Source organism: Novipirellula methanifontis (genome assembly GCF_052161655.1).
In the GTDB taxonomy this organism is placed as follows: domain Bacteria; phylum Planctomycetota; class Planctomycetia; order Pirellulales; family Pirellulaceae; genus Novipirellula.
The window spans coordinates 197,651-222,956 of record NZ_CP197418.1 but is presented as its reverse complement, the minus strand read 5'-3'; the positions used below and the strand labels follow the sequence as shown (position 1 = coordinate 222,956).

Annotated in this window: 21 protein-coding genes; 8 read left to right on the top strand and 13 right to left on the bottom strand. The window is 54.2% G+C overall.

What is annotated here, in order from left to right; translation table 11 throughout:
* Positions 1–24: 24 nt before the first annotated feature.
* From SH528x_RS00730 to SH528x_RS00700, 7 genes are all read right to left on the bottom strand, one after another.
* Positions 25–1,500, bottom strand: coding sequence for an arylsulfatase (locus SH528x_RS00730; protein WP_442508622.1), 1,476 nt, complete (start codon positions 1,498–1,500; stop codon positions 25–27).
* A gap of 20 nt (positions 1,501–1,520) precedes the next feature.
* Positions 1,521–2,924, bottom strand: a complete 1,404-nt coding sequence (locus SH528x_RS00725; RefSeq protein ID WP_442508621.1) for a DUF1501 domain-containing protein — start codon at positions 2,922–2,924, stop codon at positions 1,521–1,523.
* 45 nt (positions 2,925–2,969) lie between these two features.
* The gene (locus tag SH528x_RS00720) at positions 2,970–6,050 is read right to left on the bottom strand and encodes a DUF1553 domain-containing protein (RefSeq protein WP_442508620.1); all 3,081 of its coding nucleotides are present in this window, start codon (positions 6,048–6,050) and stop codon (positions 2,970–2,972) included.
* A gap of 713 nt (positions 6,051–6,763) precedes the next feature.
* Positions 6,764–7,003 (bottom strand): hypothetical protein, encoded by a 240-nt coding sequence (locus SH528x_RS00715; protein WP_442508619.1) that lies wholly within the window; start codon positions 7,001–7,003, stop codon positions 6,764–6,766.
* A gap of 145 nt (positions 7,004–7,148) precedes the next feature.
* Positions 7,149–7,631 carry an Hsp20/alpha crystallin family protein gene (locus tag SH528x_RS00710; RefSeq protein WP_442508618.1) on the bottom strand — a complete coding sequence of 161 codons (483 nt, stop codon included), beginning with the start codon at positions 7,629–7,631 and terminating at the stop codon, positions 7,149–7,151.
* An 89-nt stretch (positions 7,632–7,720) separates the two neighbouring features.
* Positions 7,721–8,113, bottom strand: coding sequence for an Hsp20/alpha crystallin family protein (locus SH528x_RS00705; protein ID WP_442508617.1), 393 nt, complete (start codon positions 8,111–8,113; stop codon positions 7,721–7,723).
* Positions 8,114–8,175: 62 nt separating this feature from the next.
* Positions 8,176–8,610, bottom strand: coding sequence for an Hsp20/alpha crystallin family protein (locus tag SH528x_RS00700; RefSeq protein ID WP_442508616.1), 435 nt, complete (start codon positions 8,608–8,610; stop codon positions 8,176–8,178).
* Positions 8,611–9,387: 777 nt separating this feature from the next.
* Between SH528x_RS00700 and SH528x_RS00695 the strand changes: the two genes are divergently transcribed.
* From SH528x_RS00695 to SH528x_RS00660, 8 genes are all read left to right on the top strand, one after another.
* Positions 9,388–10,449: a DHH family phosphoesterase gene (locus SH528x_RS00695; protein ID WP_442508615.1), complete on the top strand. Its 1,062-nt coding sequence runs from the start codon at positions 9,388–9,390 to the stop codon at positions 10,447–10,449.
* Positions 10,450–10,816: 367 nt separating this feature from the next.
* Complete coding sequence (locus tag SH528x_RS00690) at positions 10,817–12,148, top strand: V-type ATP synthase subunit B (RefSeq protein ID WP_442508614.1); 1,332 nt, start codon at positions 10,817–10,819, stop codon at positions 12,146–12,148.
* Between the two features lie 7 nt (positions 12,149–12,155).
* Positions 12,156–12,767, top strand: a complete 612-nt coding sequence (locus SH528x_RS00685; protein WP_442508613.1) for a V-type ATP synthase subunit D — start codon at positions 12,156–12,158, stop codon at positions 12,765–12,767.
* A 5-nt stretch (positions 12,768–12,772) separates the two neighbouring features.
* Positions 12,773–14,626 carry a V-type ATP synthase subunit I gene (locus SH528x_RS00680; RefSeq protein WP_442508612.1) on the top strand — a complete coding sequence of 618 codons (1,854 nt, stop codon included), beginning with the start codon at positions 12,773–12,775 and terminating at the stop codon, positions 14,624–14,626.
* Between the two features lie 6 nt (positions 14,627–14,632).
* Complete coding sequence (locus SH528x_RS00675) at positions 14,633–15,088, top strand: ATP synthase subunit C (protein WP_442508611.1); 456 nt, start codon at positions 14,633–14,635, stop codon at positions 15,086–15,088.
* 48 nt (positions 15,089–15,136) lie between these two features.
* Positions 15,137–15,808 carry a hypothetical protein gene (locus SH528x_RS00670; protein WP_442508610.1) on the top strand — a complete coding sequence of 224 codons (672 nt, stop codon included), beginning with the start codon at positions 15,137–15,139 and terminating at the stop codon, positions 15,806–15,808.
* 3 nt (positions 15,809–15,811) lie between these two features.
* The gene (locus tag SH528x_RS00665; RefSeq protein ID WP_442508609.1) at positions 15,812–16,474 is read left to right on the top strand and encodes a DUF2764 family protein; all 663 of its coding nucleotides are present in this window, start codon (positions 15,812–15,814) and stop codon (positions 16,472–16,474) included.
* Entirely contained in the window at positions 16,449–18,311 is a 1,863-nt protein-coding gene (locus SH528x_RS00660; RefSeq protein WP_442508608.1) for a V-type ATP synthase subunit A, read from the top strand. The genes SH528x_RS00665 and SH528x_RS00660 overlap by 26 nt, the downstream gene beginning before the upstream one ends.
* A 75-nt stretch (positions 18,312–18,386) precedes the next feature.
* On the opposite strand, the gene SH528x_RS00655 is transcribed toward SH528x_RS00660, so the two are convergent.
* The 6 genes from SH528x_RS00655 to SH528x_RS00630 form a co-directional block, all read right to left on the bottom strand.
* Entirely contained in the window at positions 18,387–20,081 is a 1,695-nt protein-coding gene (locus tag SH528x_RS00655; protein ID WP_442508607.1) for a hypothetical protein, read from the bottom strand.
* A 334-nt stretch (positions 20,082–20,415) separates the two neighbouring features.
* Positions 20,416–21,168: a small multi-drug export protein gene (locus SH528x_RS00650; RefSeq protein WP_442508606.1), complete on the bottom strand. Its 753-nt coding sequence runs from the start codon at positions 21,166–21,168 to the stop codon at positions 20,416–20,418.
* 112 nt (positions 21,169–21,280) lie between these two features.
* On the bottom strand, positions 21,281–21,796 hold the full coding sequence (locus SH528x_RS00645) for a universal stress protein (protein ID WP_442508605.1): 516 nt from the start codon (positions 21,794–21,796) through the stop codon (positions 21,281–21,283).
* Between the two features lie 24 nt (positions 21,797–21,820).
* Positions 21,821–23,845 carry a SulP family inorganic anion transporter gene (locus SH528x_RS00640; RefSeq protein ID WP_442508604.1) on the bottom strand — a complete coding sequence of 675 codons (2,025 nt, stop codon included), beginning with the start codon at positions 23,843–23,845 and terminating at the stop codon, positions 21,821–21,823.
* Positions 23,846–23,907: 62 nt separating this feature from the next.
* Entirely contained in the window at positions 23,908–24,573 is a 666-nt protein-coding gene (locus SH528x_RS00635; protein ID WP_442508603.1) for a carbonic anhydrase, read from the bottom strand.
* A 184-nt stretch (positions 24,574–24,757) separates the two neighbouring features.
* A complete protein-coding gene (locus SH528x_RS00630; protein WP_442508602.1) occupies positions 24,758–25,222 on the bottom strand; it encodes a hypothetical protein in 465 nt (154 codons plus the stop codon).
* Positions 25,223–25,306: the final 84 nt, after the last annotated feature.

Below are 25,306 nucleotides of genomic sequence, written 5' to 3'. Positions count from 1 at the left end.
TGGACGATTATAGAATTGCAGAGACTAATTCCTCTTTTGCCGTTTCTTGTTCGGCAGCCTCGGCTTGCGTTCCTTTACAGGAGGAATCTCGATGTCGTATTGCTTCCAGTACATCAAGTGAAACGTGTTGTGGCCGGTCAGAGGAGCGTCCTCATTGACCATGTTGGGAAGCGCACCGTCGAACCACTTGTCGTAAACCGCATTCATCTCTTGGGCGAGTTCGGGATGTTCCGCTATGACGTTCGTCTTCTGCGATGGATCCTGTTCCATATCGTAGAGGGCATTCCGCCCCACAAGCCGGAATTTCTGATTCCGAACTGCAAAGCCGTCGTCCCGTGAACTCGCGGCTTGCCCTTTGCCCCAGCGTCCTTTGTGGAAAACTCGAAAACGATCTTCCCACGGTGCGTTTGCATCCTTCAGCAGCGGCACCAGACTAAGACCATGCAACTGATCCTGCTCCTTTGGGTTCCCGCCGACAATATCCGCGAAGGTTGGCAGGATGTCGTAGTGATTGGCGATCCGATCAACATCCGTGCCCGCCTCCAGAACGCCCGGCCAGCGCCAGAAACTTGGCACTCGGGTTCCGCCTTCGTCGACACTGTTTTTCTTGCCTTTGTGGTCGCCATTGTAGTTTGAAGCCGATGGTCCGTTGTCGGTCATAAAGATCAACAGCGTGTCCTTCTCGATGCCCCATTCGGAAAGCTTCGCTGTCAAACGCCCGACGTTATCGTCGATATTTTCAATCATGCCATAAAAGCCAACGGTGCTCGATTCAAACCCAGCATCGATGAATTTCTTCTTGTACGAATCAGGCGCGATGAACGGCCCGTGCGGCGCGTTGGTCGTGATGTAAGTAAAGAATGGTTTGTTTTCGTTCTTGCGGTCCTCCATCCATTTCGTCGCCTGGCTGAAGAATATGTCGGTGCAAAACCCTTTGGTTCTGACGAACGTGTTGTTGTGCAGGATAGCCGGATCGAAATACTTGTTGCCCGGCGCATCGCCACAACTGCCTGCGTAGGATTGGCCAATTCCACCAGCACCATGCATAAAAACTTCGTCGAACCCACGCTGATCCGGCCGGTAAGGATCTTGATCGCCGAGGTGCCACTTGCCGAAGAGTCCCGTAGTGTAGCCGGCGTCTTGAAGCATCTCCGGCATTGTCGGCACACCAAGTTTCATGCGTTCACGTTCGAGAATCGTGTGGGTCACTCCGACGTAGAATGGAGCTCGTCCCGACATGATCGCCGAGCGAGTCGGTGCGCAAGTGGGGCTCACCTGAAAACGCGTAAATCGCAGGCTTTGCTCTCGCAATTTGTCCAGGTTCGGCGTGGCCAGATGTGGGTTGCCGTGACCAGACAAGTCGTAGTATCCCTGATCGTCGGTGATGATCAGGATGATGTTCGGTTGTTTTCCGAAGGCGGGATCTGCCGCCTGGCTCCGCGCCGGTCCGACGAAAGGCAAGGCGATTAAAAACAAGATTGGTAGAACTCGATTCATCATTATTTACTCCTGTGATTTTCTCATGTGAGGATGTCATGGATGACGTTCCCGTGGACGTCGGTCAAGCGAAATTCACGCCCTTGGTAGCGGTAAGTCAATCGCTCGTGGTCGAGGCCTAGCAGATGTAGGATCGTAGCGTTTAGGTCATGCACGTGCGCGCCATTTTCCGTGACGTCCATTCCAAAGTCGTCGGTCTGACCGTAGCTTGCGCCCCCTTTGACTCCGCCCCCGGCCAGCCACATTGTGTATGCGTCTTTGTGATGATCACGCCCGGACAGTTTTTTGTCGTCGGCGCTACCACCTTGTCGCAATGGCGTCCGCCCGAACTCGGATCCCCAGACGATCAGCGTGTCCTTCAACAGATCTTGCCGCTTCAAGTCTTGGATCAGTCCGGCGATCGGCTTGTCGGTTTCTTGGCACTTTTTCGTCAACCGTGTTTCCAGGTTATTGTGATGATCCCAATCGGAATCATAAAGCTCAATCAGCCGAACACCTCGCTGGACCAGCCGCCGGGCCAGCAAACAATTGTTAGCGAACGACGCCTTGCCGGGGGTCGCTCCGTAGAGCTCAAGCGTCTCTTTCGTCTCACCATCGATGCTCATCAATTCCGGAACCGAAGCCTGCATTCGATACGCCATCTCGTATTGCTGGATACGCGTCTCGATTTCGGGATCCCCCGTGGCCACGGACTGCTGCTGATTCAGCTGAGCCAATGCGTCCAGCTCTCGCCGTCTTCGCTTTTGGGTGTGCCCTTCGGGGTTGGTCAGAAACAGCACGGGATCACCTTGCGACCGGAACTGAATCCCCTGATAAACGCTGGGCAGAAAGCCGGTCGACCACAAACTGGTGCCCGCTCCGCCCGCAGGACCGCTCAGCAGCACAACATATCCAGGCAAGTCTTTGTTCTCGGACCCAAGTCCGTACGTCACCCACGATCCAAGGCTGGGGCGGCCGCCTTGACCGAATCCTGAATGCAAGAACATTTGCGCCGGTGCATGATTAATCTCTTCGGTGTGTATTGATCGGATGAACGCAAGTTCGTCGGCGACTCCCGCGAGATTGGGAAGCAGTTCCGAGAACGAATGTCCGCTCTCGCCGTGTTTCGAGAACTTCCAGGGAGAACCGGCAAGGGTCGAAGTCTTTCCGATGAAGGCAAAGTCCCGCCCCTTGGTCACCTCTGGTGGGCAGGGTTCGTTGTGCCGCTTGATCAGTTCCGGCTTCTCCTCGAACAGATCAAGCTGCGACGGCGCACCGATCATGTGTAAATAGATCACATGTTTCGCTTGCGGAGCAAAATGAGTTTGACCGGGCGCTGCGAACGCCTCGTCACCGAGCAACGATGCCAGTGCGATCCCGCTGAACCCGATCCCGCAGGTATTCAAAAAACTTCGGCGATCAGTATGAACTTCGTTGTGATGTGTCATCGGTTCTTTACCATTGGTCCATCGGAAGATAACTGTCCAAGTATGTCAGTTCTTCGTGATCGTTTCATGCAGGTTCAACAGAACGGCAGCCACGCTACGCCATGCGTCCGACTGAGCCTGCTCGCGGCTGGATTTGGGGAATTGTTCGGCGTGTTCTTCGAGTTGGCTGCGATAAAGATCTGCCAGTACATGGCGTTCCGACTCGGTCGGCTTGCGTGCCGTGCAAAGCTGAAACGCGAAGTCAATCTGCGCTTCCAGTCCCTCACCTTTTTTCTCGGTCAAGACACGGTCTGCCAGTGACTTTGCCGCGGTCACATAGACCGGATCGTTCAGCAACGTCAGCGCCTGGAGTGGAGTGTTGGTACGTGATCGCCTAACCGTGCAGGCCAGCCGCGCGGTGGCATCAAAGTTGACAAAACTTGGATAAGGGGATCCGCGTTTCAGAACGACATAGATTCCCCGGCGGTACTGTTCGCTACCGGGACTGACTTCGTATTGGTAAGCGGTTCCCCCCGTTTTGATCCAAAGACCATCGGGCTGAAACGGACGAATCGGTGGGCCGAACTGTTTCAGACTTAATAGACCTGAAATCGCCAGCGCGTTGTCTCGAATCATTTCGGCGTCCATGCGAAGACGCGGCCCTCGCGCCAGCAATCGGTTGCGATCATCTTTCTCGAGCAGTTCCTCCGACAGACGGGACGACTGTTGATAGGTTGCCGACATGACCATCGTCTTCAAGAGTTGTTTGGTCGACCAACCCTTTTCCACGAATTCGACCGCTAGCCAGTCGAGCAATTCGGGATGTGACGGTGGTTCACCTTTCACGCCGAAGTCTTCGACTGTCGTCACGATTCCCTGCCCGAACAACTCTGCCCACAACCGATTGACCGTGACTCTGGCAACCAACGGGTTCTGCGGCGATACCAGCCACCTCGCAAGATCCAGGCGATTTCGCGGACTCTCGGGCATGGAATGCAGAATTGACGGAGTCGCCGGTTGAACCGATTCGCCCGGTTTTTGGTAGTCGCCCCGCTCAAAGACCGTCGACATTCGCGGTTTTTCTAACTCGATCATCACGAGAGTTGTGTCCGGAACAACCGCTTGAATTTGTTTCTTGAGTTTGGCGATGTCACGCGCGAGCTTGCTGCTGCGGGCGTCTTGCTTGACTCGGTAGTCGAGTATTTTGCTGCGATCACGTTTGGACCATTCAGCAATCGGCTTTTTGGCGAGCTTGAGCAAATCATCCGGTATCGAAGTTCCTTCTCCGTCACCGGTAACGGCCGACAGCTGAAAACGTCCGATCGTTCGCGCCTTTCCAAATTCCTGAGTGAGAGTGAAGACGAGTTCGGAGTCGTCAGTAATATCCAGCGGCTCTGCCAGAGTGAACGTTGCCCAGTGGGATCGGTCGAACTGGGGCGCAATCGCCCACCCGCTCTTGGCTTTGTTTTGTAAGACCCCGGAAACATCCCAGTTCGTTTGTGAGAAACTGGCTGTCGCGGACGAAAACCCAATCTTAGTTGCCCGAGATGAGCCCAGCGGCCTGAGCTCGGCCGAGAATCCATTGAGCACAAAGTTTCTACGTTTTGGATCGCCGCGTCCCGGCCCCTCGCCAGGCAACGACTCGTGTTGCAGGGCGTCGAGCTGAAATTTCTGGATGCCTGTCAGTTGACCGCGAACACGTACGGTGTAGACATCCGTGTCGGGAGGATCTCCTCCCACCAACAAGATGGATCCATCATCGAGCTTCTCGAATGTGTCCGTCGCGCCTTCTGACTCAAAACTCGTGACATCCAACACGTGCGTCTTGGGTGCATTGGCAGAACTTTCTGCCAATGCAGCTACCCACGACTGGAGATCCGATTCCAAGTCCTTGCGGATATCACGGAGTTGCCGATTGGCCTCGGCTAGTTGTTTCTGGAGTTCCGCGTTCTGCGCGTCACGCTGCGGATTCGACAACGGCATCGAGGGACCGTTGAACTGGATCGAACTGGGCTTGTTCGGGCTCGCGCGATCCGCTTCCAACTGGGTGCTATTGTAAAACGCCAGTAGTTGATAATAGTCCTTCTGGCTGAAAGGGTCGTATTTGTGGTCGTGACACTGGCAGCACTCTAGGGTTGTGCCCAGCCAAACCGCACCGGTGGTATTTACACGATCCATGACCTGCTCGATGCGAGTTTCCTCCGGCAGCGATCCTGCCTCGACGTTGGTCGGCGTGCAACGATGAAACCCCGTCGCAATCTTTTGTGATTCCGTCGCCTCCGGAAGCAGGTCACCGGCAATCTGCTCGATCGTGAACTGATCAAACGGCATGTCGTCGTTGAGTGCTCGAATCACCCAGTCGCGATAAGCCCAATGCTCTCTCAGGTTATCTTTCTGGAAGCCGTGTGAATCGGCATAACGCGCCAGATCAAGCCACGGCCGCGCCCAGCGCTCGCCAAACTGAGGCCGCGCAAGCAGTTTGTCAATCAGCGCTTCAAAACGTGCTTCCGATGGATCCGCCAGAAAGCTATTGACTTCCTCGGGTGTCGGCGGCAGACCGATCAAGTCGAGATAAACTCGGCGAACGAGTGTCTCGGGTGTCGCCCGAGGCGAGGGGCTGAGCCCTTCGTCAATGAGTCGCCGCAAGACGAATCGGTCAACGGGTGACTTGACCCACTGACCATCGGATACCGCGGGAGGTTGCGGACGCACAGGAGCGATGTACGACCAGTGTTTGCCCGCCTTGAAGTCGTCCGGCCACGGAGCTCCCTGTTGAATCCAGCGGCGGATGATCGATATCTGTTGCTTGGTTAACGGGTCGCCGATCGCGGGCATCACTTGATCGTCACCGCGTGGCAGCAAGATTCTCCGCAACAGCTCACTATCGTCGGGGCTGTCAACTTCGATAGTGCCGGACTGCAGAGCTTCGTCACGGATGTCGAGGCGGAGGTCGCCCTCTTGCTTCTGCTCGCCATGACACTCCAGGCAAGATCGTTGCAGAATAGGATAAACGTCCCGAGCAAAATCGACCGACTGACTCTTGCGCGTGGACGGCTGATCGGGCGTGGCACCCCATGATCGGTCGGTGGCGGCAACGAGCAAAAAAATCGCCACGCAGACGCATGCGGTGATGCGTAGGGGATTCATTTCGTTCATCCGAGGCTGTTTGTTTTTTAGTTCCCATTGGAAGCCAACGAAATCGTTGGCGGTCCCGTGCTTTAAGGATCACTCAGTGTACTCTATTCCGCGACAATTCGTTCTCGCCGACAACGTAGGGCTTATACAAAGACCCGGCTGCGGCTGGATTGACTTATAGCAACCGGATCGATTCGAAATCACGTATCGCTCCCCGGCTCGCGTGAATGGCAACGAAGTGCGTTGCTTCCGGGTGCACTTCGACCCGCGTCTTACGCCATTAAGCAGGTAGGCGGGAATCATTGGGTGAAATCCCGTTAGCCGTTTGGGTGCTAGCCCCGGTTCAGCGCCGGAACCCTGGCTAGCGCCAAAACGGCCAATTTACTGAAAGACTCCTGCCTAACTGCTTAGCGACGTACGATTTATTACTTGTGATTTTGATTCAAACATTCAATCGCGAACGCCGACCCACCAGACACATGGTTTTGTTTGACCCACCCTACATCAACTCATAAATCGCACGTCACTTCGCAAGCGCCCAACGCAGTATTTTTCGCGCCTTTTCAGCATCGGCTGACACCCCTGCATTGAGAAGGCGGCCTGGCAATCGTCGCCTGAGTGGCCAAACCAGTCGTCCAGGGACAAGATCGGCGAATCGTTCCCTGCGTTTCGGCCCGGCTCGGCGGATTGTGCTACGGCGCCCAAACGGACTAGAGGAAAGCGGCTTAGCAAAGGCCGAACAGATCCGTTGCCTCACCGAAACCGAGGATTGATTTCAGGGGGACAACTTCGTCAGCTTGCTCGCGTTGCTGTTGTCTTAGCACGTTGAGTTTCTGTTGGGCGAGTTCGAGTTGGCTCGATCGCAGCTCAGACCGGCTGTAGAAAGAGTACGTCGAGAACGCCAGCCCGACGACCAAGATTGAACACAGACCTGAGTAGAGTGACAAGAATCGGTAGTTATTCATGATTTTTTCTCTTGATGATCATCGCCACACACTGCCTTGGGCAGATCGCTGGGAACTCGCCTGCGGAGCATGCGGCGACGAAAAAACATGACCCTGCGAAAAACGCAGGGTCACACTGCCATCCATCAGTCTCGGGGGCCACTCATCAAGTCGACTTCACCTCGATGCGTTTCCCCTTGCACTCCTCACTCTTTGGCAAGTGAACTTCCAGTACACCGCTGTGGTACTTCGCGTCAATGTTGTCCGCTTGCACACCTTGTGGCAACGTGAAGGACTCGTAGAAACTGCCGTAGCGACGGTAATTTCCGTTCTTCTCCTTGCCTTCTTCGTTATGCTCTGCCTTTAGCGTCAGCACGTTACCGCTGATTTTGACGTCGAAGTCGTTCGGTTCAAAACCAGGCAACTCGGCGCGCAGAACGTACTCGTTGTCTTCGTCGTCAAGATCGACGTGTGCCCCCAACATCCGCGATCCATCACTCCACTTGCTCAATCCGCCCACGTTCCAGTCATCCCAAAAACGGTCCCAGATTTGATCGAAGTCATTGCGGAGACGCGAAATAGGATGGTCGTCGTGACGGACCTTCAATTCATCACTCCTGTTTTTCCAAGGGATCAGTTTGTCAATCATTTTGTTTTCTCCTTTCTTGCCTCGATTGTCCGACGGTATCCGATCGGCGTCGGCGGTGTAACACTCGCCGTCGCCCCGACTGTCAACAATCAGCTCGCCTTCACCTCGATGCGACGAGGCTTAACCTTCTCGGATTTCGGCAGATGCAGCTTTAGGACGCCGCTATGCATTTCGGCTGAAATCTTTTCGGCGTCGATCGCATCACCGATCGCGAAGGTTCGGTGGAAATCGCCGATGCCATATTCCCCGTACAACATTTCGCCTTCATGTCGTGGCGAAACATTACCGTGAATTGTCAACTCGCGATTTTCAAACCGAATGTCCAAGTCGTCGACGTCGACACCAGGAAGGTCGCCAAATAGCAGCAACTCATCATCGCCTTCCCAAATGTCAAATCGAGGCACAAACGTAGACTGATAGGTTTGTTCCGGGCTGCCACCTGTGCCCGATTGCTTTTCGCTATGGGTCATCGTTGTAGTCATGGATAGGTCTCCTTTCTGGTTTTTGAATTGGTTTGGGATGAAATGAAAGACTCATCCGGCGATTAGCTTGCTTTGACTTCGATTCGTCGTGGCTTCACTTCTTCGCTCTTGGGCATCGTCAAGGTCAGGATGCCACCCGAGAAGTTCGCCGAAACGTCGTCAGCGTTGACATCGCAAGGCAATTCAAACATGCGGTGGAACTTGCCGAAGGCGCGTTCCTGCCGATGCCATCCACCGTCTTCGAGTTTGGGTTGCTCACGCTCACCCGAGATCGAGAGCTGGTTGCCTCCGGTGACATAAATTTCCAAATCATCCATCTCGAACCCGGGCAATTCGGCTTCCATGTACAGGTTGTCGTCATCCTCCCACAGGTTCAACGGCGGAAAGACGCCTGCGCCGGCGGTAGCACTTCCGTATCCGTTCTGAGCAAAAGCACGTTCCAGTTCGCTGCGGAGACGATTCAATTCCGCAACGGGTTGCAATCGTGTGTGTACCATCGTTCGATCCTCCCTATGCAAAAGGAACAGTGGAGTTGTGTTGTAAAAATTGGCAGTTTTCATCGCCCAATTACTTATAAATGCAACGAGCGTACCAATTGTCGCGGCACGCTTCGCAGGCGGTTTTTCTATCCCGCCCACAGTGCTCCATCCCGCTCACACCGTGTGCGGCGGTGATCTATCTACAGAAAGGCTTGGCCGTTGATGCTAATCACCACGGGAAGATCGGAATTCTATCGACCGTAGGCCTAACTTGGTTTGGTGACAACTTGGCGTTGTCGAGTGTCAAAGTGTCGTCGTAGTGCGAGCGAGCTGAGAAACAATCGCTTGGCACCGAAGTTGCATTGTCTTAGAGGTTGAATTCCCTTAGTGAACGTCGCGGCACGCGCCACGGGCGATTTTCGTTTTCTTGTGTTCCGCCCATCGAGTGTGCGGTGACGGTTTTCGCTTACATCTCGGGAGGTCGCCCATGTCGAACACGTCGCTAACTTGTCCTCGCTGTCGAGCGAGATTGGAGAAAGGCTTCACACTGGACCAAAATGGAGCGCATCGTCGCGAGTCCACTTTCTGGGCTAGCGGCGACTATTGGTCTTTCATGTTGGGGCACGAAAAAGTTCTGCCAATCGAAACGTGGCGATGCCCAGAGTGTGGGATGCTGCAAAGTTTCGCTTACGAAATCAAATCGGAATCGAGGCTGGAAACGACGGTCGCTTCCGTCTTGCCGAACTCCGATAGGTTTGCCCACTCTGATTCCGAGACGTATTCAGCAGGGGGTAAATGATGAACGAACAACGCACACGTTCGATGGACACAACCAAAGCAACGGAGCTACTCAAGCATCTCCAACCCTATGAGTTCGCCGTCATTGTCACACATGATACGCCCGACGCAGACGGTATCGCTGCGAGCTGGGCCATCAAACGCTTGATCGACGAAGAAACGACCTGCGAAACTCGTGTCATCGCTGGCGGCGAGATACTCCGTAGTGAGAACAAACGGCTGATCGAACTGCTCGAACCACCGATCGAAATGCTCGACGAATACTTTGTCGTCAGCAATGTTGCCCTGATCTTCGTCGACTGCGAACCAAACTCGAGCCGGCATCTTATTGATTCACAGTTGTTTGATCCGTTGGCCGTGATCCACCACCATACCCTGCCAACCATCAACGATCCACACTCGCGTCCACTGGTGCTCGATGTCCGCACCGAAGTGTCGTCGGCGTCCGCAATCGCCGCCAGCTATCTGATCGAGTTAGAGATCGAACCGGGCGAAAAATTGGCGACCGCATTGCTGTACGGAATCCGTAGCGAAACGAAAGGCTGCAACCCCGCTTACGAAGCATTCGACCGCTCGGTGCTTGAGTGGTTAATGACTCGAGCGAACCTGAGCATGTTGGGCGACATCGAGAACGCACCGCTATCGGCTGAGTACTTCGGCGACTTCGCCAAGGCGCTGCTTAGCTGCACACTCTACGGTGACACAGCGTTCTGCATGTTGCCGCAAGCATCGTGTCCCGAAACGATCGGCGAAGTCGCCGATCTGTTAATCCGTCGCGAAGGACTGAAACAAGTCCTTTGCGCAGCGGTACACAACCATCGCGTACTCCTATCGGTACGAACCGAACCAGGCGGCGGCAACGCAGTCGCACTTCTCGACCAAACGATCAAAGGCTTGGGACACGCCGCCGGACATCCGAACCGAGCCAGCGCGACATTAACCGATCGCAGCGAAGGCATGCAAATCGCAGAGTCACTTCGCGACGTCTTGCTTTCAAGATGGCTGAAAGCTTGCAGCGTTCAGTATATCGAAAGCGAGCACCTCGTCTGCCGAAACTAACTTGGCTGAGAATCGAAGAAACGGATCAAGAGGCCGATCCGAAAGTGATCGTAATCGCGCAACAACGCACTGGGCATTGACTTCCGCACCCTCGGCGTTGGTGTGCGTCCGTGCGGAGCCAGCTTCAGCAAGATGATGACCAGACCGATCTGACCGGCTCCATTCGCACCGGCAGTGGTCATGAGGATCAAACGCCAAAAAAGCCAGTGATGGATGTGTAACCGATATCCAACATTCTAAACTGTGAATGGAGTGAAAGAGTTGATTGCTCTGCGTTGAGCCGTTGAATGTGATTCAAGTTGATTTTCTCAAACGCATGCGAAATGCTTCACCGTCAAGCGAAGAATGGTAAGAGGATATTTATTACATGTTCAATCGATTGCTGCGATACACGAAAGTCATATCCATTGTTGGCGATATTCTGACGATTCGCGCAATCAATGTTGGCTTGGGCGATTTGGCGGTTATTGAAAACCAGGATGGCGATCGATCATTGGCGCAGATTGTTGAAATTCAACGGGAAGAAGTTTCATTGCAGGTTTTTGTTGGCGGCAAAGGGCTTTCAACAAACGTACGAGTCCACTTTTTGGGCCGTTCCACCGAAGTCACATTCTCTCCCAATATCCTAGGGCGGATTTTTGACGGGGTCGGTCAACCGGTGGACGGCGGGCCACGGCTGGTTGATGACCGGCGAGTGGACGCGGGTGGCCCCTCGGTGAACCCGACTCTGCGGATCGTGCCCAGCAAGTTCATCGAGACCAAGATCCCGATGATTGACGTGTTTAACTGTCTAGTTGAAAGCCAAAAGATTCCGATCTTTTCGATCGCGGGTGAGCCGTACAACAAACTGCTGGCTCGAATTGGCATTCAGGCTGACGCGGACATCACGGTTTTTTGCGGAATGGGGCTGATCTTTGACGATTTCCATTTCTTTCGCAGTACGTTTGAAAACGAAGGCATCTTTGACCGCACTGTGATGTTTGTGAATCAGGCATCCGATCCGATCGTGGAACGGTTGCTGGCACCGGACTTGGCACTCAAAGTGGCCGAGCGATTTGCTGTTGAAGAAAACAAACGCGTGCTGTGCCTGATGACCGACATGACAGCCTATGCCGACGCGCTGAAGGAAATTGGGGTGGCGATGGAGCGGGTTCCGTCCAATCGTGGATACATGGGCGACTTGTACAGCCAGCTCGCTCTGCGATACGAACGCGCATGTGATTACAAGGGCGCAGGCTCGCTCACGATCATTTCGGTTACAACGATGCCGGGCAATGACGTGACGCATCCCGTTCCTGACAATACTGGATACATTACCGAAGGGCAATTCTATCTGCACGGTGGCAAGATCGACCCGTTCGGATCGCTGTCGCGGCTGAAGCAACAGGTGATCGGAAAGGTGACCCGCGAAGACCATTCGCAAGTCATGAACACAATGATCCGTTTCTATTCCGGTGCGAAAGACGCAGAGAAGAAACAACAGATGGCATTTGACCTTTCGCCGCTAGATCACTCGCTTTTGAAATTCGGCAAACTGTTTTCCGAACGATTCATGGATATTGATGTGGCGCTGCCGTTGAATGATGCGCTCGATCTGTGCTGGCAGACGATGGCGGAATGTTTCGAGCCGCGTGAGTTGCTGATGCGAGATCAACTGATCGAAAAGTACTTCCCGAAACCTCCAGCCGTGGAGAGCTAGAACCGACATGACATTGGCTCTGAACAAGACCACGCTGAAACAACAGCGCGACCAGCTGAAGACCTTCCAGCGGTTTCTCCCTTCGTTGGATCTAAAGCGGCAGCAGTTGTTGGCCGCGTTGAAACAAGCTCGTAGCGAGCAAGCCGAAATCCACTCGCAGTACGACAAGCTCCAATCACGGGTCGAGCAGATCTATCCGTTGATGGGTAGCTCGACTGCAGCGACACGCGACTATGCCAGTCTGGTTCGCATTCGCGACGTGAAGATCGGCCAGCAAAACATGCTAGGCACCACGCTGCCGGTTGCCAAAGCAGTCGAATTTGATATCGCGACCTATTCGCGGCTAGTCACACCGTTCTGGGTCGATCTGTTGGTCGAAAACCTGCAGCAAATGGCGACGCTGAATATCAAACGCCAAGTGGCCGACAAGCGGGTAGCACTGCTAAACATTGCCGCGCGTCGAATTGCCCAACGCGTCAATCTGTTTGAAAAAGTCCTGATCCCCCGGGCCGACGCCAGTATACGAAAGATTGTGGTCTTTCTTTCCGACCAGGAAAGGGCCGCCGTCGTCCGCTCGAAAATCGCTAAACGTAAGAGCGCCAACAAGAAATCACGCTGATACCAATGTCGATCGTAAAACTACGCAAAGTGACCCTCTATGGAGCCGCCCTGCAACGGGACGAGGTGCTGCAGCGGCTTCAGCAAATGGGATGTTTGCATTTGATCGATTTGAACGACGTCGCTGACCACAAGACTCCGCATCATGCCTACCGCAGCGAGGTCCACGAGGCAATCAAATATCTCCGTGCCACTCCTGCAGCAAACCCAAATCAGCACAAGAAATATACCGGCGGCAGGGAGTGTCTGGAAACGGCTCGCGAAGTCTTGCGAAACAAACATCTTCGCGAGCAGTTGCAGGACGAACGAGATTTTCTCGCCAAGGCAATCGACCAAACCCGACCTTGGGGCGATTTCCGAATTCCCCAGGACCCACTGCCGCACCGAATGAGACTTTGGTTCTATCCGATTCCGCACCGGCGACTCGATCGATTGCTAGAGTCGCATCGGCTCTGGCAAAAAATCAGTGAGGATGTTCAGTTTCAATACGTAGCGGTGATTAGCGACCACGAGCCGATCGAGTTGCCTGCCAAGCCGGTCGAACTGGACCCGCGCCCGCTATCGGAGCTTCAATCGCGTCTGGAATTTGTTGACGAGAAGCTGGCGTTACTAAATTGGGAACGTGTGACACTGACTCGTTGGAACAATCTATTAAAGCGCGACCTGGACCAAGCGGACGATGAAGCCGCGCGTATGGAAGCGTTAACGATGCTGGTCGAAAGCGAGCACGTCTTTGCCCTTCAGGGTTGGGCTCCCGTATCCACGCTCGAGTCGCTTCAGACTTTTTGCAACAAGAATCAGATGGCACTGGACGTTCAAGTGCCTCAGTGGAACGAGAATCCGCCTACCCTGTTGAAGAATCCAACGGCTGTCGCTGGAGCCGAAGGTGCCGTCACGTTTTACATTACGCCCGCCTACAGGTCCTGGGATCCGACTTGGATCATGTATTTTTCGTTCGCGATTTTCTTCGCGATGATCATGTCCGATGCTGCTTACGGAATGATGATGGGGTTGGTCCTGCTAGTGGGTTGGAAACGCATGGGCAAAGACGACAAGGGCCGCCGTTTTCGCAGTCTGATGCTCGCATTGGTTGTCGCAACGATCGTCTACGGCGTTGCGATCGGAAGCTATTTCGGCGTCACTCCTTCTGGCCTAGAGCGGTTGCAACTAAAGATAAATGGAATGCCACTTTTCCAGCAACGCGAAATGATGATGCTGATTTCCCTGGCAATCGGAGTAGCACATCTTGTGTTGTCCAATTTGATAACGGCATGGCGAATGCGAGGGCGACTATTGGCGCTCGGTTCTGTTGGTTGGGCCGGCACGCTTCTCGGCGGGTTGGTTTATGGTATTGCTGTAAGCGGATCGAACCAGCCGATCGCTTGGTTGGCAGAAAGCCTGTCGCTTTCACCCGCAAGCGTGCGAAAAAGCGCGCAACTTGGCGGGATGTATGTCATCATTGGCGGGCTGGCAGCTGTGTTTTTGTTTAGCAGCACGCGGCCGCTGTTTTCGACCCGTAGCGTTGACTGGGTGATGCGAATTTTGGATGGGCTGCTGGCACTCACCAACGTCACGAAGATATTTGGTGATACGCTCAGCTATTTACGGCTATTTGCACTGGGATTGGCGAGTGCACAGTTGGCGGTGACTTTTAATGGACTAGCCGATGATGCGATGCAGGTTCCTGGCCTAGGAATCCTGTTGGCAATCCTGATCCTCGTCGCGGGTCACGGAATTAATTTTATTCTCGGCGTGATTGGCGGAGTGGTTCATGGTTTGCGTCTCAATTGTATTGAGTTTTTCAACTGGAGTCTGACCGAGGAAGGAACTCCCTTCCGCGCGTTTTGCAAAAAGGTGTGATGGTCGATGGAAACATTTATGTTGGCATTGGGCTGGATTGGCATTTTCGCGCCGACGGCTCTGGGCGGGATTGGTAGCATCATCGGATGTGCGCGGGCCGGCCAGACGGCCTGTGGTGCAATGCTTGATGTCGAAAGTGGTTACGGACGACTGGTAGGGCTGTCGGCACTACCCTCGTCGCAAATAATCTACGGAATCGTTGTGATGTTTACGTTGAACGGCCACGTCGTCGAATCGGCAAGCGCACCGGGTTTGTTCGCGATCGGTGTTTTGTGCGGACTGACTCTCATGTTCAGCGCCATTTTCCAGGGTGCCTGTTGTGCTTCGGCAATCAACGTCAGCAAGCTCAAGCCGGAAATCTTCGGCCTTTCCGTCGCACCGGCGGCGATCGTCGAAGGTTTTGCGGTTTTCGCATTTATCTTCGCGTTGGTCCTCGCTGGGGGAATCCCAGCCGCCGCGTGACCCATTCCCATTTGATGCAAGTGTTCACCTTTAGGATTTACAACCTCCATGCCGGACAACAACCAGCAATCGAGCGGAGTCCAAGAGCTAATCAACAAGCTTCACCAGGAAGGCGTTGCGTCCGGCGAGATAGAGGCTGAACGGTTGGTAGGGAACGCCCGCAAGGAAGCGATGTCCATTCTGGACAACGCCCGTACCGAAGCGGAAAGCATTATCACCAACGCGAAAGAGGAGCGAGAGAAAGTCATCGAAAACGGCAATCAGGCTCTGCGACTGGCCAGTCGCGATGTGCGGTTGCGAGTGCGTGAGGCATGCTATGACGAGTTCACCAAAAAACTCAAAAGGCTAGTCGGATTGACACTGAAGGATCGCAAGTTTCTCGAAGAGTTCATTCTGGAAGTTTCGCAAAAAGCAATACCGGACGATCCGAACCAGCCATTGCGAGTTCTGTTGCCGGCCGGTACTGCGACTCATGACGAGATTGCTAAAGAAGTTGCGCCGGTTCGACCCGATTCGCTGGCGGCCTTCGTACTCGGATTGACTGCGGACATTTTGCGAGATGGATTAACGTTTGGTGTGTCCGATGATCCAAGCCCTGGGATCACGGTGCAAATCGTCGACGATGATGTGCAACTGGAACTGACCGACGAGACGATCACGGCACTGTTGCTGCAATACCTCGCTCCTCGTTTTCGTGCGATCATGGAAAAGGAGGGTTAGGCGGTGAGTCGTTCCTATCACACGTTGATCGCCAGTCTCCCGCCGCTGCCCCCCCATTTCGAGGTTGAGCGTGATCTGATTTCACCTCCGCGATTGGAACAGCGTCTGCGAATGCTGGAGGAAGATGATGCTGCGGTAATCGACCAGTGGACGAGTTTTGTCGTTTGGGATCGGCAACCGCTGGAACGGACGGACGAGGAGGTCATTGCGACTTATCAGAAGCTGATGAGGGATATTTCTAATCCGACGCTGCGCGTGATCATTCAGATGCGAATCGATACCCGCACCATTATCAGCGCGGTGCGAAGGAAACACGCGGGATTGCCCGCTCCGATTGGCGTCGGTCAGTGGGTCCAGCATATCAGGCGGAACTATAGCGAGCCGGACTTCAACTTGGCTGGTCGTTTTTCATGGATCAGCGAGTTCAGTCAACTGCTGGCTGCCGGAAACGCAATGGGTGCTCAATGCTTGTTGTTTGGCACTAACTACCGCCAATGGAGTCGCATGGCCGAGCGATTCACGTTCTCCTTCGAGGCGATCCTGCTCTATCTGGCCCGCTGGGAAATTATTGACCGCTGGACCAGTCGCAATATCGAGGCTGGCCGGGCAAGATTCGAGTCCAATTTGAAGGAGACATTGGGTGTCTACGATCAGCTCTTCCAATAAAACCGTCAAACACGCACGCGTGATCGGCGTCAATGGAAACATCGTAACGATCCAGGCGGAGGGCGTTCCGATCGTCAAGAACGAAGTGGCGATTGTCGTCATCGGCGAAGAGCGATTGAAGGCGGAAGTCCTGCGCATCTATGGCGATGTTGCCGACTTGCAAGTCTTTGAGGAAACACACAAAGTTCGATACGGTGACAAGGTAGAACTGACCGGCTCGTTGCTGTCGCTGAATCTCGGCCCAGGGATGTTGGGCGCCATTTTCGACGGGCTACAAAACCCTTTGACACAGCTTGGCGAACAGGACGGTTTCTTTCTGAAACGCGGGCGAGAAATCTACCCACTCGATACGAAGCGTGCGTGGGATTTCAAACCAGCCGTCAACCTAGGTCAGCGAATCGGTTCGGGACATGTTTTGGGGACGGTTACCGAGCGAAAGATTACCCACAAGATCCTGGCTCCGTTTGATTTGCAAGACATTGTGGAAGTCATCAGCGTTCAGGCCGGACAAATGACTGTCCAACAGCCGGTTGTCACCGTGCGTGACTCGGCGGGGCATGAATACCAATGGAACATGGTTCGCAACTGGCCAGTTCGCCGCCCCATTCCCGCCACGATGATGAAGCAGCGCCGGGCACAACGCGAATATCCCAGCCAGCCACTTCGCACAACGATGCGCATCATTGATACCTTCTTTCCAGTGACTCGCGGCGGGACGGCCTGTATTCCCGGTCCGTTCGGTGCTGGGAAAACAGTAACCCAAGGCTTGATCGCCCGCTACTCGGCCGTCGATGTGGTGGTCGTGGTCGCATGCGGCGAAAGGGCGGGTGAAGTTGTCGAGACGATCCACGAATTTGCCGAGATGGAAGACCCTCGTACCGGCGGCAAACTGATGGACCGAACCATCATTATCTGTAACACATCGTCAATGCCGGTCGCGGCCCGTGAAGCTTCAATTTATACCGGTATTACGATTGGAGAATACTATCGCCAAATGGGTCTGGACGTTTTGCTGCTTGCCGACTCCACTTCTCGCTGGGCCCAGGCAATGCGAGAAACGTCCGGGCGACTCGAAGAAATTCCAGGCGAAGAAGCCTTTCCTGCTTATCTCGATTCCGCCATCAAAAGCGTTTACGAACGAGCTGGCGTCTTGAAAATGCCCGATGGATCAAGTGGCAGTCTGACGTTAATCGGCAGCGTTTCGCCAGCCGGCGGTAACTTCGAGGAGCCCGTGACACAGTCCACACTGAGCACCGTGAAGTGCTTTCTGGCACTTTCCTATGAGCGGGCCTACAAACGATTCTATCCGGCGATTGATCCGTTGATTTCCTGGTCCCGTTACCGTGAACAACTGCAGCCCTGGTTTGACAAAAACGTTGATCCAAACTGGACGCGTTCCGTAACAGCGTTACACGACTTACTGCGGAATGGCGACGATGTGTCGCAAATGATGCAGGTGACTGGCGAAGAAGGAATTACGACCGAAGATTTCGTCATCTATCAAAAAGCATTGTTCTTAGACATGGTCTTTTTGCAGCAGGATGCGTTTGACAAAGTCGACGTGTCTGTTTCTGCGGAGCGGCAAAAAAAGATGTTCCTGTTGTGCAAACGATTGATCGATCGACAGTACGAGTTCGACAACAAGGAACGGGTCCGCGACTATTTTACGAACCTAACGGGTCTGTTCAAAAACCTGAACTACTCTGCTGACAACTCCGCTGACTACAAGCGTTACCTCTCGGAGATCGACACGCTAGAACGCGAAACCGTTGCAGGATCAGCCGCTGTTTTGAGTAAACATCCCACGATCGACCCCGCAACTGAAAAGCCCCATTAGTCGGTGGCTTGCGCCGCAGGTACTGCTGGCTGTTTCCGCTGAGTTACTGGTCCACTCTGAACAGAGTATCCCAGATCACTTCTTGCCGCCGCCTTTGCCACTGTTGCCGCCACCTTTACCACTCCCGCCACTTTTGGCACCGCTTCCGCCGCCCTTTCCGCTGCTACCACCCCCAAACGACTTGGAACTGCGAGATGCCGCGGAGTCGCGTTCGACCGAGGGTTTGCTCGGCCCGCGATCGAACATTTGCGGCGAGTTTGAATTTCCCCGCGATTTCCCACCGTGATCGTCAGCCATCACGCCAGGCGATGATTGCTTCGGATGGGAGGGCGTGAAGTCCCGCTTCGCACCGCCCTGCGAGTCCCGTTCCACCTTCAATCGCGCGGCATTGGAACCGCCATCGTGTCGGGCAGACTCGCCTTGTTGTTTGCGGTTTACACGTGGTGCCGACTGTCCATTGAAATCACTAACCACAACATCGTCGAAGGAACGTTTGGCTTTGACTTCCTGCGATCCGCGACTGGGATTCGCATTTCCGGCAAAGTTATCAAAGTCGCGATCGAACTTCCCCGCCCCTTTCCCGCCGTTGTCGTAAAAGCTTCGATAGCGTCCCATGCTGCCTCCGAAATCGATCCCACGTCGACCATAGTTCCAATCGTAATAAGCAAACCAAGGGGCGAAACCAGATCCAAACCCACTGTAACGGTAGCCCATGTCGTACCATGGTCGGTAGCCCAGTGCGGCATAGGATGGACCGTAGTAATCACCGTAGAAGAATCCTGGATGCCCTCGTCTCGAAAACAAGTTCAAAAGCAACGCCGCGGCGTTGGCTAACGGAACTCGGGGACGGTAAACAAAGCCCGGGTTCAAGTACGTGGGGCGATAGAAATCTATCGGCGCGTACAACATGCCGCGATCAGGCGGCAACCTGTCCCAGTACCCCGCGTTATAGACAAAACCTTGCGGCGTATTGATATAGCAACTCGGTTGCCAGACCCAGCCTTCGTATTGACGGGTCCAATATCCACTGCGCCAAACGTAACCACCCTCGGCATGCTCCCAAAATCCGGGTAACCAAAAGAACTCTTCTCCCGGCGGCAGGACGCTCGGTCCGTTTTCGATCGATGTTGGGACGGTGTGCAGATAGACTTGCTCGTCAGCCCCTCCGCCTGACACGGCCCAATAACCACTTGTCCAACGATAGCCCGTGTCGAGATCGCTCCAATAACCCGGTACCCACGTTCGTCCAGGCGGTGGATTTCGGTACACACCGCTGACCCAGACATGCTTTCCGACTTGGTCATCCCAGGACCAATATCCGGGAATCCACTGCATGTTGACGCCCTGTGGGTGATCGTCCGGAGCCTGCTCACGAACGTCCGCTGGTGGCTTTTCGTGATAGACACGGGCATTGGTGATAGGACCGGAGTCCGAAAAGGATGCGAACGCCTCGTGCACCGGTCCTTGCAGCAAGACGTGATACCCAAGTTCGTTCGCGGTCTGCTGTTCAGTTGGTTCGATTTCTGAAGTTGCTGACGGAGCTACAGAGGCAACGGGGGGTGGAGGCGTGGACTCGACGGAACTGACATCGCTTTGAGCGATTGCAGGGTTGGTCACCCCGAACCAGTTCATCCCAATCGTGGCAATGGCCAGTGAGCGGAAAAACGTGTTGGCAAGAAATTGATATTGAGCCATCATCGATCCAAGGTGTAGAGCAAGTTCACTTCGCAGCGTTACAAAAGCAACGCACTCTTCCATTCTAGTTGTCAAGCGGGATATTTCATTACGAATTCACTCAGCCAGCAAAACGGTGAGCGAATTCCCCCAGTGAGTCGGCACCAAGTGTAACGCTGACGTTCGCGATAAAGTGGTGCTGTCGAGCCTGGAAATTCGTCGTTTTCGTCGAAACATTGGTGCATCGAGACAAGTTCAGCCGAGTCAAACTCAACCTAAAGCGTTCCTCTGAACGCCTAATCGACTATCTCTCGCGAGGCTTGGAGAGCGACGTGGTATCTGGTTTCTTTCCAGGAATGCTAGTGGCCGTGGTCACGCACTTGGCTTTCTAAAGCGTGGGTATCGGTGGCGTCTGATTCGTGAAAGTGTTCTAGGTTTGTCGTTCTTTAAGCTGACGGTAGCGATAGTTCAGCAGATACAGGATTGCGGCAACCACGGTGATGCCGCCGACCATTAGTAGCGGATTGTCACGTCCGACGTATCGCGTAATCAGCTCGCTGCCGAAGTACATCAAGCCACCGCCCAGGATGCTGCCAACAACGATTCCGATCAACGTTGCAAGTCTGCCGAGTCCAAGCAGCCGACCGAAGATGGAGCCGCCAACGCTGCCGGTTGCCGCCAAGGGAAACATCACGAAGGCAACGAGTCCCAGGAACGTTGCACGCTTCATCCATCGGTTCGACTTTAAAATGAAGTTCCCATCCTGAACGAGTTCATTGAGCTTCTCGCCCACCATTGGCAGTTTGAATAAGAATCCCAAATGGAATACCAACAAGCAGCCCGTCATCACATCCATGTACAGCACGATAAGAAACAACTGCTCGGCAGTAAAGAAATTGGCGGCGTCCAACAGATCGCCGTCGCTGCCTCCCAAGATGACAAATTTGCCAAAGAAGAAAAAAGTCGCGACGGACGTCGAGATCAATCGCCATACCACTCGTGGCCCGGCAATTTTCCAAACGAAAAACACTACCGAAGCGGTTAAAACCAATGGTCCCAGCAGTGTTAGCCACCAAACGATGGGATACTCGCGTCGAAAAGCGGTCTCGTCAATTCCAGCGGTGACGTCAACCGCGTCGGGGTTGGCTCTCACCAAATCCTGTTCTTCTACCTCGCGACTCATTCGCTTATCTCCGCGCACTCTTCCATCCCTATTCGATCTTTGCAATCTGGCCATTCTAGAGCATTTTGCAGAATGCTCTTGTTAATTGTGTGAGCGGATTCCTTACTTGCCATTAACGTTGTTTCGCGGCGTCACAAGCGTGCGAGTTTTCGCGAACGGTCAGGACGGGACAGTCCGCTGATCGAACGACGTTTTCGGCCACGCTGCCGAGAAAAAACTGCGTTACGGGGCCGCGGCCGTGCGTTCCCATGACAATCAGGTCAATGTTGTGATCGCGAGCATACTGGACAATCTTGACTGATGGCCTGCCTTCGGCCAATGCGGTCTCGATCCTCACGTTCTCGTCCGACGTCGCATCGACGCACGCGTCAAGCTTCTGTTGCACCACCGTCTTCAACTCATCAACATTGAACGAAGGTGCGTATCCTGCAGAACCCGACGGCGAACTGAGCGTCCTGGAAAGGTTCTCGATCGCATCGAGGCCCATCAGTGTTTCCGTGACTCTTTCCGTATGGCTGACATGCAGCAGTGTGATTCTCCCCTCGAGGTCTTTACATAGACCGACGGCATATTGCAGCGCCGCGTGCGCGGATTCGCTGAAGTCCGTGGGAACAAGTAAATGACGCATGACTGAGTTCCTTCATTATTCGTTCTATTGAGAAACAGTGGACTCGCCCACTGATCCATTGGGACCGGCAACCGGTTCGGATTCAGGTGCGCCATTCTTTGCTTTGTCGGGATTAAAGCGTGCATGCAACGACTGCCAGTCGAGGACGAGTTTGCCGCCCGTTGACTCGTGTTGCTTCGCCCAGTTCATCAACAGGTCCAGACAGGCGTGATCGATGTAGTCAAGCTCACTAAAATCGATATGTAATTCAGCGCGAGCTGGAACTTTCTCTAATTCTCGCGCCAGAGCGGGAAGACGAACGAAAGTGGCTGCACCCTGCAATGAGAGAGTCACCCTGCGGGAGCCTTGTTCTTGTTCAAGCCTCGTGGCCAAGTGCGAGAACGTATACAGAAGTTTGGCGGCGGCAAGTCCGATGCCCACGAGTACGCCGGTCAACAGATCGGTGATGACGATGGTGCTTACGGTGGCGGCGTAAATCGCGACTTCGCCACGACCGTACTTGCCGAGATCGCGAATGGACTTGGGATTGACCAACTTGTAGCCCGTATAAACCAAAATCGCAGCTAGGCTTGAGGTCGGAATCAGACGCAGTACAAAGGCCAAGCCTGCGACGAAGATCAGCAGCCACAGTCCGTGCAGGATCGCGGAAACGCGTGTGCGTCCACCCGCTTGGACGTTTGCCGAACTGCGAACAATCACTCCAGTCAGCGGGAGCGCACCAAGAAAACCGCAAACAACATTCCCGACACCCTGCGCAAAGAGCTCGCGGTCGTATCGAGTGCGGGGACCTTGATGCATCTGATCAACTGCAGTCGCACACAACAAGGTTTCTGCACTGGCAACCACCGCGATCATCAGTCCGGCCTGAACCACGGCCGCCCAGGGTGCCGTGCTCAGTACGGTGAGGCTCGGAAATCGTACCTCGCTCCAAAGATTATTGGGGATTTCCACGTACAGCACCGGTACCGCGAGCAGGGCGGCGACTAGGGTTGCCAAAACCACCGCGATCAAAGGGGCCGGCACGACCTTGAGAGGCTTGGGCGCGGCCCCCTGCCATAACAGGATGACTGCGATTGTCAGGATACCGAGGTAGGCTGCCAGATGGTGATTCTTTTGATGGCTCATAAGATCTTCAAGCGACGCTACGGCTTGGACCTGTAGTGGCAAGATTTCTTCGATGTTGTTTTGCTGCAATGCGGTTGCCGCGGCACCACTTTGGAGAATCGCTAAGGAAGCCGCTTTATTGATCCTCGTAAATTTCTCACTCGGAACCGACTCCGTTTTAAACTCCTTCAATCGAACACCAACAGCACTGAGATCCTTCGTAATCTGTGATTGGTCGGTCGCCAAGTCAACCAAGTCAACCTGCGTGATCTCGACAAGAGCATCCGAGGACTCGGGCTTTTCTCCGTTCCCAGAATGCGGCACGCGTTCAGCCACTCGCTCGTGCAGGTTCACCTGACGCTGGTGGAGGTCGCCAACGGTACGCAACATTTCGGTCCGGAATTTCCGATCTTCACGGCCGTTAAATTCGGGGATTGCCAAACCCTTCCAAATCGCTTGCGGAATCGTAACCAGGTTTCGGATTCCGCTGCCCTTCGGCTTGTCGTCCACCATCACATGGAACTGACTTGCGAAGATCAGTACGCCGATTCCGGCCAACATTCCTTTGATGACAGCGGGCGAAACAGCGCGGAACCATTGCCCTAACTTCAGAACCCCAGCAACGACTTGCATCAATCCCGCGATCAGGACGACGGTGCCCAGCATTTCCAAGCCAAATCGCTGGACGACCTCATAGACGATCACCGTTAAACCAGCCGCGGGCCCACTGACTTGTAACGGACAGCCAGCCAGCGTGCCAACAACCAACCCGCCGACGATGCCGCTGATAAGACCGGCAGCCACTGGGACTCCTGAGGCGATCGCAATCCCCATGCACAATGGCAACGCGACCAGGAACACCACGACAGACGCCAGTAAATCGTGCTTGATTATCGAGCCGAACTCGGTCTCCTGCTCCTGATCCATTTCTTGGGTGCTACTCATCTTTCGTCTCTTTGCGATCTTGATTGGTTAATCTTGAGAAACGCCCGCGATGCGATCTGTGTCTAAATCGAAGGCAACTCAACCGAGACACTCGAGGAACGAGCGACGGTTTCTTCCACGGGCAGATACTGTCCCTTTTCGGCGTCGTACGCGAAAACTTGACCAGTCTCGAATTTGTAAACCCAACCGTGTAGCTTCAGGTCGCCACGGGCTAACTTTGCCGCTACCGAGGGATGTGTCCGCAAATTTTCAAGCTGCACCAGTACATTCTCTTCGACCGTTGCCGTCAGCCGAGGCGCTTCTTCGGTGATATGCTTGTAGTTCTCCTTCATGATTCGCGAGGTGGCTTCGGCATGCGTGAGCCAAGCACGGACTGCCGGCAGCTCGTCGACAGCCTCAGGATGTAGCAAGCCGTTCATTGCTCCGCAGTGGGAATGACCACAGACAATGATGTCTTGCACCTTTAACACAGAAACGGCGAATTCGATTGTGGCCGCTTCCCCACCAAGCACGGCTCCGTAAGGAGGCACGATGTTGCCAGCGTTTCGCATGATGAACAGCTCACCCGGTTGTGTTTGCGTCAACAAGCTGGGATCGATGCGCGAGTCGGAACAGGTTATGAACAATGCAAGCGGCTGTTGCCCCTGGGCCAATCGCTCGAAAAGTAACTTGTGGGAAGTGAAATAGCTATCTTGAAATTCGTGAATGCCGTCGACGAGTTTTTGCATGGTCCTGAGTCCTTGAATGAGATTGGAATGAAGCGATAATCTGAAAAGCATTTAGTGTCGGTCGTCCGGCTATACGTACGCAAACCGCAGTACGTATGCTGCCAAAGCCTCCGCCAGCATCTCAAGGATTGTGATAGGAGGCAGGGCGTAGACGACGAAGATCGTCCGAGAAGCAAAGGTCCGGCTAGAGAAGTAGCGGGGCCATGAGATGGTTCGCAAGCCGATGCCCGCTGGGAGCAGTTCGGTCCATATCGCTAACCACACGAAAAGTTGCCCTTCGATACGCGACAACCAAATGCCGCGATTCTGGCTGAGAACGGCGAAGCGGCGTATGACCTTGGGTGCGGACGACCGCTTCCTCCGATGATTCCGCCGCATCAAGAGGTGCTTCGCATTCGGCAAGGCTCCATTGCAATCCAATGCAGGGCATGATTCCAGGCAAAAGAACGGCCCCGACCAACAGCAAACAGCGAAACAGACCCCCAGTGCTTCCTCTCACTTTGCTTTTGGGGTAGTGGATGGCGCCAGACTTCGTGGATGGCGATGAATTCTGGCGAATCCCACTACATTGAACCCAAACTTCAACATTGGTCGAAACGCTAAGCAAATCGCCTTTTGGAATTTGAAAAGTGGGGGTTGCGTTCTTCATCGTGCAATCTTGAGAAGATCTATCAACATCGCCACGCCGGCAAGACCGAACACGGCGAATGAGCAATGTATGAAGATTATAAGA

Bases quoted from the DNA above. Each gene is read 5' to 3' on its own strand.
- SH528x_RS00685 (WP_442508613.1), top strand. From the start codon at position 12,156: ATGACATTGGCTCTGAACAAGACCACGCTGAAACAACAGCGCGACCAG.
- SH528x_RS00690 (WP_442508614.1), top strand. From the start codon at position 10,817: ATGTTCAATCGATTGCTGCGATACACGAAAGTCATATCCATTGTTGGC.
- SH528x_RS00720 (WP_442508620.1), bottom strand. From the start codon at position 6,050: ATGAATCCCCTACGCATCACCGCATGCGTCTGCGTGGCGATTTTTTTG.
- SH528x_RS00645 (WP_442508605.1), bottom strand. From the start codon at position 21,796: ATGCGTCATTTACTTGTTCCCACGGACTTCAGCGAATCCGCGCACGCG.
- SH528x_RS00705 (WP_442508617.1), bottom strand. From the start codon at position 8,113: ATGACTACAACGATGACCCATAGCGAAAAGCAATCGGGCACAGGTGGC.
- SH528x_RS00640 (WP_442508604.1), bottom strand. From the start codon at position 23,845: ATGAGTAGCACCCAAGAAATGGATCAGGAGCAGGAGACCGAGTTCGGC.
- SH528x_RS00680 (WP_442508612.1), top strand. From the start codon at position 12,773: ATGTCGATCGTAAAACTACGCAAAGTGACCCTCTATGGAGCCGCCCTG.
- SH528x_RS00710 (WP_442508618.1), bottom strand. From the start codon at position 7,631: ATGATTGACAAACTGATCCCTTGGAAAAACAGGAGTGATGAATTGAAG.
- SH528x_RS00725 (WP_442508621.1), bottom strand. From the start codon at position 2,924: ATGACACATCACAACGAAGTTCATACTGATCGCCGAAGTTTTTTGAAT.
- SH528x_RS00700 (WP_442508616.1), bottom strand. From the start codon at position 8,610: ATGGTACACACACGATTGCAACCCGTTGCGGAATTGAATCGTCTCCGC.
- SH528x_RS00650 (WP_442508606.1), bottom strand. From the start codon at position 21,168: ATGAGTCGCGAGGTAGAAGAACAGGATTTGGTGAGAGCCAACCCCGAC.
- SH528x_RS00715 (WP_442508619.1), bottom strand. From the start codon at position 7,003: ATGAATAACTACCGATTCTTGTCACTCTACTCAGGTCTGTGTTCAATC.
- SH528x_RS00635 (WP_442508603.1), bottom strand. From the start codon at position 24,573: ATGCAAAAACTCGTCGACGGCATTCACGAATTTCAAGATAGCTATTTC.
- SH528x_RS00730 (WP_442508622.1), bottom strand. From the start codon at position 1,500: ATGATGAATCGAGTTCTACCAATCTTGTTTTTAATCGCCTTGCCTTTC.
- SH528x_RS00630 (WP_442508602.1), bottom strand. From the start codon at position 25,222: ATGAAGAACGCAACCCCCACTTTTCAAATTCCAAAAGGCGATTTGCTT.
- SH528x_RS00695 (WP_442508615.1), top strand. From the start codon at position 9,388: ATGATGAACGAACAACGCACACGTTCGATGGACACAACCAAAGCAACG.
- SH528x_RS00670 (WP_442508610.1), top strand. From the start codon at position 15,137: ATGCCGGACAACAACCAGCAATCGAGCGGAGTCCAAGAGCTAATCAAC.
- SH528x_RS00675 (WP_442508611.1), top strand. From the start codon at position 14,633: ATGGAAACATTTATGTTGGCATTGGGCTGGATTGGCATTTTCGCGCCG.